Annotated in this window: 14 protein-coding genes; all 14 read right to left on the bottom strand. The window is 44.2% G+C overall.

Annotated elements, in window-relative coordinates; translation table 11 throughout:
* Window positions 1–47 precede the first annotated feature (47 nt).
* The gene (locus MHH56_RS16035) at window positions 48–1,262 is read right to left on the bottom strand and encodes an MFS transporter (RefSeq protein WP_339209317.1); all 1,215 of its coding nucleotides are present in this window, start codon (window positions 1,260–1,262) and stop codon (window positions 48–50) included.
* On the bottom strand, window positions 1,252–2,190 hold the full coding sequence (locus MHH56_RS16040; RefSeq protein WP_339209318.1) for a transketolase: 939 nt from the start codon (window positions 2,188–2,190) through the stop codon (window positions 1,252–1,254). Before MHH56_RS16040 ends, MHH56_RS16035 begins: the two co-directional genes overlap by 11 nt.
* A complete protein-coding gene (locus MHH56_RS16045) occupies window positions 2,187–2,987 on the bottom strand; it encodes a 1-deoxy-D-xylulose-5-phosphate synthase N-terminal domain-containing protein (RefSeq protein ID WP_339209319.1) in 801 nt (266 codons plus the stop codon). Before MHH56_RS16045 ends, MHH56_RS16040 begins: the two co-directional genes overlap by 4 nt.
* Window positions 2,988–4,835, bottom strand: coding sequence for a M20/M25/M40 family metallo-hydrolase (locus tag MHH56_RS16050; RefSeq protein ID WP_339209320.1), 1,848 nt, complete (start codon window positions 4,833–4,835; stop codon window positions 2,988–2,990).
* Window positions 4,835–5,887 (bottom strand): N-acetyl-gamma-glutamyl-phosphate reductase, encoded by a 1,053-nt coding sequence (gene argC, locus MHH56_RS16055; protein WP_339209321.1) that lies wholly within the window; start codon window positions 5,885–5,887, stop codon window positions 4,835–4,837. Before argC ends, MHH56_RS16050 begins: the two co-directional genes overlap by 1 nt.
* A complete protein-coding gene (locus MHH56_RS16060; RefSeq protein ID WP_339209322.1) occupies window positions 5,884–7,209 on the bottom strand; it encodes a DegT/DnrJ/EryC1/StrS family aminotransferase in 1,326 nt (441 codons plus the stop codon). Before MHH56_RS16060 ends, argC begins: the two co-directional genes overlap by 4 nt.
* Window positions 7,206–7,865: a degT/DnrJ/EryC1/StrS aminotransferase gene (locus MHH56_RS16065; protein WP_339209323.1), complete on the bottom strand. Its 660-nt coding sequence runs from the start codon at window positions 7,863–7,865 to the stop codon at window positions 7,206–7,208. The genes MHH56_RS16060 and MHH56_RS16065 overlap by 4 nt, the downstream gene beginning before the upstream one ends.
* Window positions 7,866–7,885: 20 nt before the next feature.
* Entirely contained in the window at window positions 7,886–8,782 is an 897-nt protein-coding gene (locus MHH56_RS16070; RefSeq protein ID WP_339209325.1) for a RimK family alpha-L-glutamate ligase, read from the bottom strand.
* A gap of 9 nt (window positions 8,783–8,791) precedes the next feature.
* Complete coding sequence (locus tag MHH56_RS16075) at window positions 8,792–8,965, bottom strand: lysine biosynthesis protein LysW (protein WP_076265982.1); 174 nt, start codon at window positions 8,963–8,965, stop codon at window positions 8,792–8,794.
* A 106-nt stretch (window positions 8,966–9,071) separates the two neighbouring features.
* Window positions 9,072–10,736 carry an ABC transporter substrate-binding protein gene (locus tag MHH56_RS16080; RefSeq protein ID WP_339209327.1) on the bottom strand — a complete coding sequence of 555 codons (1,665 nt, stop codon included), beginning with the start codon at window positions 10,734–10,736 and terminating at the stop codon, window positions 9,072–9,074.
* A 64-nt stretch (window positions 10,737–10,800) separates the two neighbouring features.
* Entirely contained in the window at window positions 10,801–11,724 is a 924-nt protein-coding gene (gene opp4C, locus MHH56_RS16085) for an oligopeptide ABC transporter permease (RefSeq protein ID WP_339209328.1), read from the bottom strand.
* A gap of 16 nt (window positions 11,725–11,740) precedes the next feature.
* The gene (locus tag MHH56_RS16090; RefSeq protein WP_339209329.1) at window positions 11,741–12,691 is read right to left on the bottom strand and encodes an ABC transporter permease; all 951 of its coding nucleotides are present in this window, start codon (window positions 12,689–12,691) and stop codon (window positions 11,741–11,743) included.
* 29 nt (window positions 12,692–12,720) lie between these two features.
* A complete protein-coding gene (locus MHH56_RS16095; protein ID WP_339209330.1) occupies window positions 12,721–13,692 on the bottom strand; it encodes an ABC transporter ATP-binding protein in 972 nt (323 codons plus the stop codon).
* The gene (locus MHH56_RS16100; protein ID WP_339209613.1) at window positions 13,689–14,699 is read right to left on the bottom strand and encodes an ABC transporter ATP-binding protein; all 1,011 of its coding nucleotides are present in this window, start codon (window positions 14,697–14,699) and stop codon (window positions 13,689–13,691) included. The genes MHH56_RS16095 and MHH56_RS16100 overlap by 4 nt, the downstream gene beginning before the upstream one ends.
* Window positions 14,700–14,765: the final 66 nt, after the last annotated feature.

Raw genomic sequence — 14,765 nt, forward strand, 5'->3', positions numbered from 1 at the left:
TTATCCTCCTTTAATGGTTATGAAAGAAGTGGTTCGCAATGCAAATTTCAGGCTTCCAGAGTACTTTTTAGTGTCGCTTTACTATTCATCACAAAGTACACAACAAATCCGATGAACATTAAGCCGCTCATACAGATAAAACCCGCACCTGGAGAGAAATGATCAATGACAAGGCCAAGCCCTGTGGCGGACAAGGTCTGCAAGAGCAAGGAAATCGCCATCCAGACCGAAGTCGCTCGACCCATGTAGGATTTGGATACCGATTCCATCAGCGTCGTTGTCATCAAAATACGTAACGAAGAGTTCGTTAATCCGATCAACACACTGCCAAAATACAAAAGCAGAATCAAATGGTTAAACGCTACAGCGAGCAAGCTCAGCACGGATATCATAAAAAATAATAGTATGGTTCCATGTTGTGATATTTTTTTTGCCAAGGGTGCTGCAATAAATCCAGACAATAATCCCCCAATGCCATAAAACATATCTGACAAACCGAATACAACGGAATCACCTTGCACCGTATTGCTCACATAACCAGGAAGAACGACATTGTAAATCATAGTGGAAACAAGTGGAATAATCGATACAATACCAAGCAAGAAAATAAATGGACGTTCCGCCAGATATTTTAGGCCATTCTTAAACGTTGCAAAAAAGGTCTCTTTATCATTTTCAAAAGGGATAGGTGTGTATTGAATTCGACTAAGTAAGAAGCTGCTCACGATAAAGGCGAGCGCATTTAGAAGAAGAATGATCTCAAAACCAACGAATTTGTACAACACTCCTGAAAGTGCACCAGCCATAAACATCCCTACTTGCAAGCTGATTTCAATTAAGGAGTTGCCATGAATGAGATCCTTCTCCGTTAGAATTTCCTGAACCAGGCTTCGAGAAGCCGTCATGTACACGGTCCAGCCCATCCCGTTAATAATGGCAAAGGCATAAAGATATTCAATTCGGAATCCCGTCCATACAAAAGCTCCTGTAATGATTAACAAGGCGATCGCCCGAATGCCATTGGCCCATAAGATAATCGTTTTTCGATTCCATTTATCGATTAAGGTGCCTACGAATGCGGAGATGAGAAAACCTGAAATAACATTTAAGGAAAGCATGAACCCTATGGCGGTAATCGAATTTGTCTGATCCATGAGATACCAGTTCGCACCAATCGTACTCATGCCTACGCCGAACCCGGAAATAATATCAGCGAAGGAATAATGGCGGAAGTTTCTTTGTTTAAGTACGCTAAAAACCATCCTTACCTCCTAGAATATTATGGATTTGTTGTTGCAGTGGTTCAAACCCAAATCCTAAATAGTCTAGAACCTCAGCATGTGTACCGCCGTAGATTGGCCATTTCTCACCGCAATGATGTGAGTGAACTTGATGCTTTGGCAATAATAAGGCTAGATAGGACGCCGTACTGCCGGTTGCTCGATGCTCCTCAACGACCAGAAATTGGTCAGCTAAACCGCTTAATGGTTGAATATAAGGTTTCAAGCTTTGAATGTCGACGTAACATAAATGCGCATGTACGATATCGTCGTCTTCTTGAACGATCCGCTTGCAAAGTTCTGTTGCTTGTTCACCCACGGAAATCAAGCATAGTTTGGATCGGGCAGTACGTGCGCCTCCTTCAACAATTAAGTTTCTGCAGCTCTCGTCCTCTGCTCGATCCAAGCTGTCAAAAGCATCATTTCTAGAAAGGCGAATATAATACGGCTCCTCTGATGCTGCTGCTTCACGTATTACTCTTCGTGTTTCCTGCTCACCATGAGGGCAGGCGATCCGTATGTTCTGAAACGATTGGAGGACTGCGATGTCCTCCAGTGCATGATGTGTCGTTCCAAACCAACCACCAGATACCCCTCCATACGCAGCTACAACCTTCACATTTTTTCCCATATACCCCATCGTCAGCTTGATGCTTTCCGCTGCTCGCAATGCTGCAAAGGAAGCAAAGGTTGAGAAGAATGGCACATAACCTGCTTCAGCAAGACCGGCTGCCATATCAATGCCAGCTAATTCCGCGATGCCTAGATTAAAAAAACGCTGGGGATGCTGCTGTCCAAAAGGATGATTTTTGCCTCCTAGATCTGCTTCAATACATACAATTTGGTCGTTGCTGGAAGCAAGTGTAGTCAACTCATCTTTATAGGCATCTCTACCTGACTTCTTGGTCATGATAAATTCACCTTCCATTTATGGGCGAGCTTCTCCGGGATTTTAACATAATGCGCTTCGGGGTTTCCTTCAATCGCTGCAACACCTTTTCCTTTTATCGTATTGGCTAGGACGGCTACCGGTCTATCTGGATCTGGTTCAATCGCGGCAAGGATTTCTTCGAAATGATGGCCGTTGATTTCCTTGACAGCAAAGCCAAACGCTTCAAATCTTTGCCGGAGATTGCGAAGCGGTGATATGTCATGCACATAACCATCGTTTTGGCCTCCGTTGCAATCTACGATATATACAAAATTAGTGATCGACTGGGCTTGGACAATCTGTGCGGTTTCCCAGCATAACCCTTCCTGCAGCTCCCCATCTCCACCGATCACAATCCCTAGTCCATTCGTTTGTTTCATCTTTTGCGCCAGTGCCCAGCCTGCTGCGTAAGGAATGCCATGACCCAAACTGCCTGTAGCGAAGGGGATTCCTGATAGTTTATGATTAGGATGACCTGTGAACAAAGAGCCTGCTTTTCCATAGCTATCCGCTGGGTTATCCTTGATAATCCCGTATACATGGAGCGCGGCATATAATGCTGCTGCAGCATGCCCTTTGCTAAGAATGATGAGCGTATTGGGATCTTCAACATATTTCGAATACGCACCAATCAATAAGTCAATCGCAGAAAGACTTCCGCCGATATGGCATCCTGTAGGTGATGCAGCCATGTCAATAATCAATTTCCTCGCTTCTTTCGCTTTATCAACCAGCAGGGAAATTTCTTCCCTTTGAATATCGATTGCCAGCTCCATTTATTCCTCCAATCTCAGCCGAAACCATTCGTTTACGGCTTCCTTCAAAATTGTTCTGGTCTGCTCTACCTCACCGTAATGTAAATATTCATCATTCGTATGATCCAAGCTGGAATCCCCTGGACCATAAGCTACCATCGGGACGGAATCCCAAGTTGTGGCCAGCGTATTCATGTCGCTCGTTCCACGTTTTTTGATATAGTGAATCGATTTTCCCTGCTTTGCGAAACTGCGAACAAAAGCTTTGACTAATGAGCCTGTGCGAGAGTTCGAAAAACCTGGTGTTGCACGCAGGATTTCAACAGTCACATTTTCACCAAATGACAAATCAATTTTTTTCCAATAATCGTTGCCTGCCGCAGGTGATATTCTAAAGTTTAACGTCCCTTTTACCGTCAAAAAGCCCCGTTCATTCTGATGCTCGATATCAATTAATGAGGATAGGGATTGCGGATCGATATCACGTACGAGAACACGAATATCTGATACGACACTGTACAATTCGTCGATAACACTCTGGCTATCTTTGGCTGCGGTATGCTCCTGAGCTCGATGAATAGTAATTTCCAGCTTAAAGAGACCGTAATAACCAAGGGTTAAGCTCTCTACCCCGCTCGGCTCCCCAATAATAACCGCATCCGCTTTGTAATGATCTCGAATGAAATGAGCTCCTTTTGATGATGATATTTCTTCTTCGACGGCTCCAATTACAAGTAAAGATCCCTGCTCTGGCACATCAACTTCTTGCAGCAAATGAATGAAATTTACAAAGCAGCCTTTAGCATCCACGATTCCCCTGCCCGTAATGCCTTTGGAGTCGGATCGAACAGGCCAAACATGCGGAACCGTATCTATATGCCCTAACAAGAGCAGCGTATGGGGACCATTCCCTTTGCGGAAAACGATGTTCCCAGCGTGGTCAATTTCCCCCGAAACCGGAGGTTGCTTTATCGTCTCTAATAAGTAGTGTGAAAGCACATGCTCATCTTGAGAGACCGAAGGAATGCGCGCGACTTTATTCAATAAATCGAATGCGCCGAGTTCCCGATCCATGTTCCAGAACCACGTTTTGCCGGGTGCTTCCAAGGTATGAGGACCGGATATATTCACATCACAGACGCCCTGTCGGATTGCTAATTGGGCTGCGCGTACTTTTTGCTTCATGCGCCCTTTTACAAAGCTTAATTCATCATTCGTATAGACACTTTGTATCGTTGAATGTTTATCTTCAATATCTTCCAGTAAACCTGCAGTTCCAGTAACAAAGCGCAGGTGATGCGCTTCTAAGTCCACTGCTAAGTGAGCAGCAAGCACGTCTGCATCAATGTTTATGTACACATCCAGTTCTGGATCTAATATTGGTGGAGAAACACATACAACATCAAAGGCCTGTAAAGCAGATTTGAGAAATGCCACATGACTGCCCACAAAATGACCGAACATCGAATCACGGACAATAATTGATTTTTGATTCTTAATCACTTTAAGGGGTTTCGCTTTCTCACCATAGACGAGACCTTGATCTCCACCAAGCTGTGAGAAAACAGAAAGACCGTATGCCTTCAGCTGTGTATGTATAGTGGGCAAAATAATCTCATGATAGGCTGCACGGATAATCGGCATCTCTTCGGGTGAACAGTACCGCACTTCATCCCCTGACGGCAATGTAAGAAAAGGCATCGCACGAGGAATGGATTCATATTTTTGCTTAATGGCTTCGGCACCGCCTGCCACAAGCAGCACTTGATTTCCTCGCTTTACGATACGGCTAATTTCTTCGAAAATGTGAGGATGGTTTACAATCGTACTGCTCCCGAGTTTAATTACAAATAAGCTGCCGCTGCTCATCAGGGCCACGCTCCCTCAAATTCAAATGTCAATCCCGCCTCCTCAGAGTATCCAAAATAATTGTTTGCTGCCTGTATGGCTTGCCCCGCAGCTCCTTTAATTAAATTATCGATGGTTACGATGGAAACACAATTTCGTCCATCCACATAAGCACCGATTTCTGCATAGTTTGTTCCTACCACTGTTTTGATCATAGGTGAACCATTGCCCGAGTTAAAATAATGAAGAAAGGGTTTGGATGAATACGTGCTGTAGAATGCTTTTTTTACATCTACCTCTGTTACATGCTCTTTGAGCAAGGAATACGAGGTTGTCATAATTCCTCGGGGAAGATCAAGACTATAGACCGAAAATTGCAAATTTACCGTTTGATTCAAATGATAGGATAATGCATACACGACTTCGGGCTGATGACGATGACCATGAACTTTATATGCTCTGAAGTTATGGGAGCGCTCCGCATGATGTTCTGTTGTCGATTTTCCGCCGCCGCTGGAGCCCGTCTTGGCATCAGTGACTATACGTCCTTCAATTAAGCCATGCGCCACAAGCGGATAAAGTGTATACAGCGTCGCCACCGCCATACAGCCCGGAAGATTGACTACCTTTGCTTCAGTATTGATTTTGCTGAACTCTGGAATATAGTAGTGCCATCCGCCTTCATATGCATGTTTTAATGTTTCTGGATAATGTTGATGCAATATATCGGGGTCGGATATACGATAATCCCCGCTTAGATTAAAGATATAGTCTGTATGCTCTGCAATATGCTGGATGATCTTAGGCAAGGAGCCTGTAGGCAAACAGGAGAAGACCGCATCGTAATGACCGTCTAATTCGGATATTTTTTTAAACTTTAACGAGCTGAGCTTTTTCTTATGAATAGAACCAATATAGAACTTATCCACCGGGTATCCCGCCTTGGATTCGGAGGACACAAACTGAACTTCAAAATGAGGATGCTTATTTAGCAGCCTGTATAACTCAGCGCCAGTGAACCCGCTGCCGCCTAAAATGGCTACTCGTTTCGTTTGTTGTTCTGCTGTACTCATCCTAATCTAGCGTCTCTTTCGTACAGCACTTTAAGATCGCTGCCTCGCTCTACCAGTTCTCGAATTATATGCGGGTTCGCATCAATTTTTTTGAAAGCTAAGGCGTAAGCTTGAATTCGCTCATATTCTATAGGCGTTCTTAATTCTCTGCATATCGTTAAGCTGTTTCTAAGCATCTTCAATGTTTCAGGGAAATGGTTCAAATCGTAACCAAAATCTTGACGGTCCGATAACGTAAACGGATAACCATTTCCAAAGCCTTTCCGATTTTTGAATGGCAGATGCCCTGGTATCGGTACATTTTGCCACTCTCTAGCAAATACCCCTTCAGAATTAATGAGCTGCTGAACGGCATCTTTTATAAGATAATCCTCCAAATCCTCAAGCCCAAGTCGCTCGGGTGAGAGTTTAACGCGATACATATTATAACTGTGCTTATACCCATCCGGTACGAATGGTCCGCTAAACAGCTTAGTCTCTGAAAGCGCATTGGTTAGATAGGCTGCATTCCGTGCACGAATGGCATCATAATAAGGAAGTCGGGAAAGCTGGCTCAAACCGAAAGCAGCTGCGATCCACGACATGCGGTAATCAATACCTGATGAATCAAGGAACGCGAGTGCGCGCTCATAATCCTCTTTTTCTTTGAAAAAGGCGATGCCTCCTTCCCCGCCTACAGGAAAGTTTTTGTCGGCCATTAAGCTTTGTCCTGCACTGTCTCCGATCGAACCGGCGAGTTGTTGATGGATCGATGCGGAATGCGCATGGGAGGCATCCTCCACTAGACGAAGGGAATACTTGTCAGTCAGATGTCTCAATGCAGGTAAATCAGCAGGCAGGCCATGTACATGCACAGGCATGATTGCCTTTGTCTTGTTCGTTATGGCTTGCTCTGCTTTTAGTGGATCCAAGCAATAGGTTATAGGGTCAATGTCCACAAAAATGGGGATCGCTTTCGCTGCAACAACGGCTTGAGCGGTTGCTATGAATGTGAATGCAGGAACGATCACCTCATCCCCGGGCTGTACACCTGCCCCAACTAATGCGAGGTGCAGGCTGGATGTACCGCTCGCTGTAGCAATCGCATAATTCGCCCCTACATAATTGCGGTACGTTTCTTTGAACTCATCGACAACTTGCTCTCCATCCTGCTGGATGGAGATAAGCATTTGGATGACATCTTCCTTCGTAATGATTGGGAAATTCGTCTTCCTTACATCCTCTGGAATAATCGATGGTCCTCCCAGAAAGGCTAATGGCGCTTGAACCCAATCGTCTGATGGCAGCGCTAACGGCTTGCGAATAAAATCCGACTTCATCATGATTGGTTCCTCCTTAAGAGTGTTAACTTCACGCATGCTGCCACGAGCGGGCTAAGCCTATAGTTGAACTGTAAGGCTGGCTGCAGGTCAGGTTCACTTTCTTCCTGTGTCCACATTGTTTGTAGATCAAATGCACCAAAAATCTTCAAGCGCTCTGCTTTTTTCCAAATGTTCTCATCATTTGCTGCGATGGCAGCTACCGGACCAAAGCCTAATCCCGTAAAATCCAAAACGAGAACGGGAGCGCGGTCGCTGACTTTAAAAATGATCTGGTCCAACTGCTGAAGATTATCCCAATTAACTTCAACGGTCACATAAGCCTGCTTTATGTGTTGATCTGAAATGAGTGTGATTCCTAACCAATGAATAAACTTTTTTTCCTGCTCACTCGGATGATCCAGTCGTGCAGATGTATGGTAGCCTAAGTCCTGTCCCCACAGCGCACCATGAATCGCACCCGTGTAACTATTAAATAAGGAGACATATTTCTTGTTGGTCAGCTTGGCTATCCCTTTCTCCAATCCTTTTAATTCAAGATCATTTTTTTCAATACTCATAATGACGCCTGAATTTAGTACTCTCGATAATACAAAAGACAATGAAAAATAGTTTTCTTTTTGGATGACAGCTTCTGGTTTCGTTAATGTTTCTCCCATTTCCAATTTAACCTCCCTATTTACCGCGATATAACAGTTAAGTTGGCCTTATTTTTTCGTTCAATCGCAGCTTTTACATATTGTGCAATATGGTAGGCCACATCGACACCATGAATTTTCCAAGACTTTGCGAATTCCGGGTTTTGATTCACTTCACAAACGACATACCGTTGCTGCTTGTAATCAAAAAACAAGTCTGCACCATAAATGCCTTCGCCCAAAACCTCAATTATTTGTTTGCAAATGGATGCCATTTCTTCATTAATTTCTAGAGGATCGATCTCCGCGCCTAGATGCGTATTCGTCTTCCAGTTGTCTGCTGAAACTCGGCGGAACGCAGCAATCGGTTTGCTGCCTACGATGACAACACGGATATCAAAATCGCCTTTTTCCACATATTCTTGCACTAATACAGGGAACGATTGATGCCCAGGATCTACAGATTCCCTTGCAGCTATCCACCCATCTAAGCATTCTTTGCCGGTGATTCTAGCTATTCCTCTTCCCCAAGATGAGGTTGCCGGCTTAATGACACATAAATCTCCAAATGTCTGCAAAGCTTGGAAGAGCTTCTCAGGTGTAAAAGCTACTTTATATTGGGGCTGGGGAATGCCATGTTTTTGAAACACAATCGCTTGATGTATTTTATTTGTACAAATAGTAATTGCTTTGACCGAATTCAACGTTTCAAGACCGGCTAATTCAAGCAGATGGGCTCGATTCAACGCGTTTTTCTGTGAGAGACAACGAATGAGAGCAAGTCCGAAGGAATGGACATCAGGCTCGCCTAATGGTAACTCCATGGAATCCAAGTTCACCTGCACTTGTACGCCTAAAGCTCGAAGATGATCGATAATTCGTTGTTCTTCTTCCCGCAACTTTGTAACACATAATAAAATCACACGATTCTGCTCCATGTTCGGTTCCTACTCTCCCCAAGTTTCTTCTATTTCTGGAGCTAAAGCGATGCTGACGAGATTAGATTCGACCTGCACTTCATGCTCTTGACCGCATGAACCGCATTCCAAAATTTCACCCGTCGTTACACTCTCTTCCACCTCGATATCCGACTTGCATACAAGACAATTCAAATCTGCCATTTTCCTTGCACCTCCTATAAGTTTTAAAAATATATATAAATGGAATAAATTCCGTAAAACCGAGTAATAACTTCAAGGCATGCAGCTTTATTAAAACCGTGTGCTGCTATTTCGTTTCTATATCCCACTGGTTTACATTATTGAACGTACCTAGATTAAGCGGTTTTCCAACCAGAACGTTTTTTGATACGACCTGCAAACGTTTCTCGGAATAAACAGCTAAAGTGGCAACCTCATCATGCAGTACCTCTTGCAGTTGGTTATAAATCTCGTGACGTTTTTCCTCTATAATTTCTTGTTCGCCCTTTTTAATCAGCTCATCGACTAATGGATTCTTAAATCGAATCACACTCTCGGGATCATCACTTTTATAGGTTGTAAAATAGAGGCTCGGTTCGATATAGTAATCTCTTGTGAATATGGTAATGTCATGCTCGCCCTTCTCCACTTTATCGATTAACGTTGGGAAATCGAATTTCTGAACGTCTACTTTAATCCCAACAGATTCTAAGTTTTGTACGAGAATATCAGCAGCCTGCTCACGAACCTTATTCCCAACTGGAATAATAAATGTAATGGTACGTTTGGGATCCCAGTTCGCTTCTTTTAAAAGCTCTTTTGCTTTTTCAGGATTGTAATCATAATTGGCAATATTTTTATTAAAATAAGGATGCGAGCTTGGGATGCCTCCATCAATAATTTCGGCCTGCCCTTTGAGCAGTTGCTCCACAATGAGTGGACGGTTCAACGCATAGGCGATCGCTTGGCGCACTTTTTTATCTGGCAGCTTCTCCGTATTGAAGAAAATTTCGGCCGGCTCAGAAGCTGGAGCAGAGGTTACATTTACATTCTCAAAGCCCTTGACCTTATCATAATCCGTAATCGGTACAAGCCCGACCGGCAAAGAATTCATTTGAATTTCTCCCGTCTGCAGCTGTGCTACAAGATTTGCCGCGGGATGCACCTTTATGAATATCGTGTCAATCTTAGGTACATCGAGGTAGTACTTTTCATTTTTTGTCACCTCGACAAATTGCCCCTGCTCATAATTCGCAAACTTATAGGGACCAATGGTGACTAATGGTTTTTGAAAATATTCGTTCGTTGAAAGCTGCTCTGGATTGGCATCTTTCAGAATATGCTCGGGCAAGAAATTAACCTTAACACCGAAACGTTCATTAAATACGAGCGGATCGATCGGTGTTTTTGTTTTGATCTCGAAGGTCGTTGGATCGATGATTTTTAATCCGGATAGCTCTGTCTTCCCTTCATCCAGTTTCCCAATGTCATTTAAACCTTCGATAAAATCCAGCTTGAAGGATGATTCTACTTTGGCATGGAGGGCAAGCTTTAAGGTGAAAGCCACATCTGCCGTTGTAAAAGGGTTGCCATCGTTCCATTTGGCATTCGCTTTGAGTTTGATACGGTAAGTTTGCTTATCCTGCGTCTCGATAGATTCCGCCAGCTTCGGAATAAATTGTGCGGTATCCGTTACATCGAGCAAAGAATCGTTAAGTAAATTAATGGGCGCCAGCGACGCCGAGCTTCCTTGCGTATTGATTTGATTTAAAGTAACAGGAGCATTAACGATGCCAATGTATAAGGTTTTTTTTGCTTTGGCATCGTTGGTTGTTGCCTTAACATAAAACTCCTCCTTGGCTGGTTCTGCTGTTGCTTCGACATTCACCTGCTTCGTTTCACTGCAAGCCGATAGGAAAATCAAGAAGATGGTTAATACTATGAAACCTTGTACTCGAAACCTTGTTTTCATTTGTTTCTCTCCTTTTGTTTTATTGCTTTTTCTATTTAAATAATTAAATAGCAGCTTCATGTACTTAGGCTCTTGCATCAAACGCATCTCGAAGGCCGTCACCTACAAAGTTAATCGCAAGAACGGTAATGAGAATAACGATGCCAGCGGGTACCCATAACCATTGCTGCTCCGTTAAAACCGTTAGCGATTGTGCATCATGCAGCATATTGCCAAGGCTCGCCTGAGGGGATTTGACCCCCATCCCAAGGAAACTAAGTCCAGCTTCACTAAGAATTGTGCTGGCAACGCCAAACGTTGCATTCACAATGATTGGCCCCAATACATTTGGAAAAATATGCTTCAATAGTATTCGCGGGGTGTTGTATCCAAGCGCAACGCCGGCGCGGACAAAATCCATTTGTTTCATGGATAATACGCTTCCCCTGACAAGCATTGCTATTGTTGGCCATTTGAATAGTGCGAGAACAAGGATGATCGTGGTTGCACTTGCACCAAGCACGCTCACGATGACCAACACAACCATCATGTAAGGAAAACTTAAGAAAATATCAGTCAAACGCATAAGTGCCATATCCAGCCATTTTCCATAGTAACCAGCAATTAGTCCAATGAATGTTCCGAAGGTTACGTACAAAGCAACTGTAAAAAAACCAATCATTAAAGATACCCGTGTTCCATAAATCAACCGGCTTAATACATCCCGCCCTACTTGATCAGTGCCTAACCAGTGTGTAAGCGAGGGATGGGCTGAGAACACATCTGTAATTTCATTAGGCTGACTCGGAGCAAGCCACGGAGCAAAAAGCGCGATACTAAGCAGCAGCAAGGTAGTTACAAGTCCCCATACCGCCAGCTTGTGCTTAATAAACTTACGCCTCACTAATTGGGCATGACTCTCCATTACATCCAAGGACAGTTCGTCTTCATCGCCATGATCTGAAGAAAATGTATCTTTCCTCATCCATGGCATTTCACTAACGGACATTCGCTATCCCCTCCAATCAGCTGTATTTAATGCGTGGATCAACTATTGAATAAACGATGTCGGTGAACAAATTCGTGAGGAGTATAACGCATGCAGCAATCAAATTAATGCCCATTAAAGTCGGATAGTCGCGTGAGAGAATGGCTTCCATCGTTAATTGCCCGATACCCGGCCATTGAAATACTTGCTCAATAATAATGCTGCCGCCTAATACCAAAGGAATTTCTGCACCGATGATCGTTATGATTGGGATTAAGGCATTGCGAAGCGCATGCTTATTCGTAACCAGAAATTCACTAAGGCCTTTCGCCCTTGCTGTACGCAGATAATCCTGATGGAGTACATCGAGCATACTGGCGCGAACATAACGAACCTTTTTACCTGCAATCGTAATACCAAGCACTATGACAGGAAGAATCATATGCATGAGGATATCTCCGAAACTTCCAGAGCCACCTAACGTTGACATTCCCCCTGTTGGAAGCCACTTCAGCTTAATTCCAACCAAATAGATGAATCCAAGGCCTAGGAAAAAGGGAGGAATCGAGGTGCCTAGGAAGGATAACCCTGTCATGACATAGTCTAATTTTGAATTCTGTTTGACAGCACTGATTACCCCTACGGGTACGGCAATCAATATCCCAACCAGCATCGATGCTGCAGCCAGCAGCAAGGTAGGTCCGATTCTGGCGCCAATCAGCTGTGATACGGGGGCGAAGCTGCTAAATGAATAGCCGAGTTCTCCTCTAAAAAAACCGCCCAGCCATTTTACATACTGTATATACAATGGGTCATTCAGACCAAGCAGCTCTTTTTTAATCTCTAGCAGCTCTTTCGGGATATTAGGATTGATTAACATATCCACGGGATTCCCTGGAGCCATATTCATGATAAGAAAATTAAGCAATGTGATTCCAAGAAATACTGGTATGGAAATCAGCAGCCTTCGAACGATATAATGGCCCATCGATGCCTTCTCCTTTCCTAGCCTTTGTGCTATGCAAGCGGATAGTGGCATGCAACAGAGTGATGCTCTTCCGTAATCACCGGTTCTGCTGTTCGGCACAGCTCTTGCACATAAGGACAACGAGTATGAAATCGACAACCAGATGGGGGCTCAGCTGGACTAGGCACATCTCCTTGAATGATGTGACTCTTCGTTGCTCGAAGCGTTGGGTCCGGCGGAGGATACGCATTTAATAGAAGCTGCGTATACGGGTGCTTCGGCTTGCGGAATAGCTCCTCTGTAGGTGCCAATTCTACGATTTTTCCCAAGTACATGACGGCGATTCTCGTACTGATCTGTTTAACCGCTCCAATGCCATGGGCGATAAATAAATACGTCAGCTTCAACTCATTTTGCAAATCCTGCAATAGATTTAAAATTTGAGCTTGGATGGAGACATCAAGCGCTGATACTGGCTCATCGCATACGATCAATTTGGGTTTGAATGAAATGGCTCTAGCGATTCCGATCCTCTGGCGCTGCCCCCCGGAAAATTCATGAGGATATCGATTGGCAACGGAACGCGGCAATCCAACTAATTGAAGCAGGTTATCAACCTCATGCTGCACCTCACTGCGCTTCACCAGCTTGTGAACAATTAAAGGCTCAGCAAGCGTATCGTATATTCGAAGCCTTGGGTTTAAGGAAGCATACGGGTCCTGAAAAATCATCTGCATTCGTGTCCGCAGCGGTTTTAACTGTCTCTGAGAGGAAAATATAATATTCTGATTTTCAAAAAGAATACGTCCAGCTTGCGGATTCTCAAGTCGAATGATTGAACGACCAATCGTCGACTTGCCGCATCCCGATTCGCCAACTAAACCGACGGTTTCCCCTTCATACATCGTTAGGCTCACATCATCAACCGCCTTGATATGGCTGACTTGATTCGAAAATACGCCACTACGAATGGGGTAATACATTTTTAACCGTTCAATTTGTATTAGTGTGTTGAGGCTCATAATCTAACCGCCTGAGTATGTTCTTCATTCGATACGTTTGGAAGGTCCATCAGCCAGCAGCGTACATGATGTCCCTGTCCATTCGTCGTAAGATCAGGCTGTTCTTGCTGGCATCGTGCGATTGTATGTGGACAGCGTGGGTGAAAGCGACATCCTGCAGGCATCTTCTGGAAAGATGGAACTGAACCTGGAATCGTCTGCAGCCGCTCCCTGTTGACTTGATCGAGTCGGAGGGTTGATTTCATTAAGCCTTGCGTATACGGATGCTTTGGTGCTCGAAAGAGAGTGAAAACGTCAGCTGATTCGACGACTTGCCCCGCATACATGACGACCACCTTATCAGCCATTTCAGCTACAACTCCTAAATCATGCGTAACTAGCAAGATAGCAGCACCGCTTTCTGCTTGCAGCTGCTTCATTAATGCAAGGATTTGTGCTTGAATCGTAACATCGAGTGCCGTCGTTGGCTCATCGGCAATGAGCAACTCAGGCTGGCATGCCAGCGCCATTGCTATCATTACCCGTTGTCTCATGCCTCCTGAAAGTGCGTGAGGGTATTCCTTTATAATCGATTCAGCTCTAGGAATACCTACTTTCCTTAACAAATCTACGGCTAGGAGCTTCACTTCCTTGCGAGACAGGTTCAAGTGCTGACGAATCGTTTCTTCAATCTGTTCTCCGATCGAGAAGACTGGATTTAGAGAGGTCATCGGCTCCTGAAAAATCATCGCGATTTCGCTGCCTCGAAGCTTACGAAGCTGAGCTTGCGAGCAGTTGATTAAGGATGAGCTGTTGAACTTGATGTCTCCGTGACGAACTGAACCATTAGCACCGAGCAATCCCATGATGGAAAGGGATGTTACACTCTTTCCGCAACCGGATTCGCCAACAATAGCGATGGTTTCCCCATGTTCAAGTGTGAAGCTCACATCATCTACAGCGATCACTTCTCCTTGATCCATCCGAAATGCCACCTGTAATCGATCAACTTCTAATAGCTGTCCTATTGCATTCACCAACTTTTTATCATTTGGTATACATACTTTACAAGTAATCCATATAATTCCTATGTG

This window comes from Paenibacillus sp. FSL K6-3182, assembly GCF_037976325.1.
GTDB lineage: Bacteria > Bacillota > Bacilli > Paenibacillales > Paenibacillaceae > Pristimantibacillus.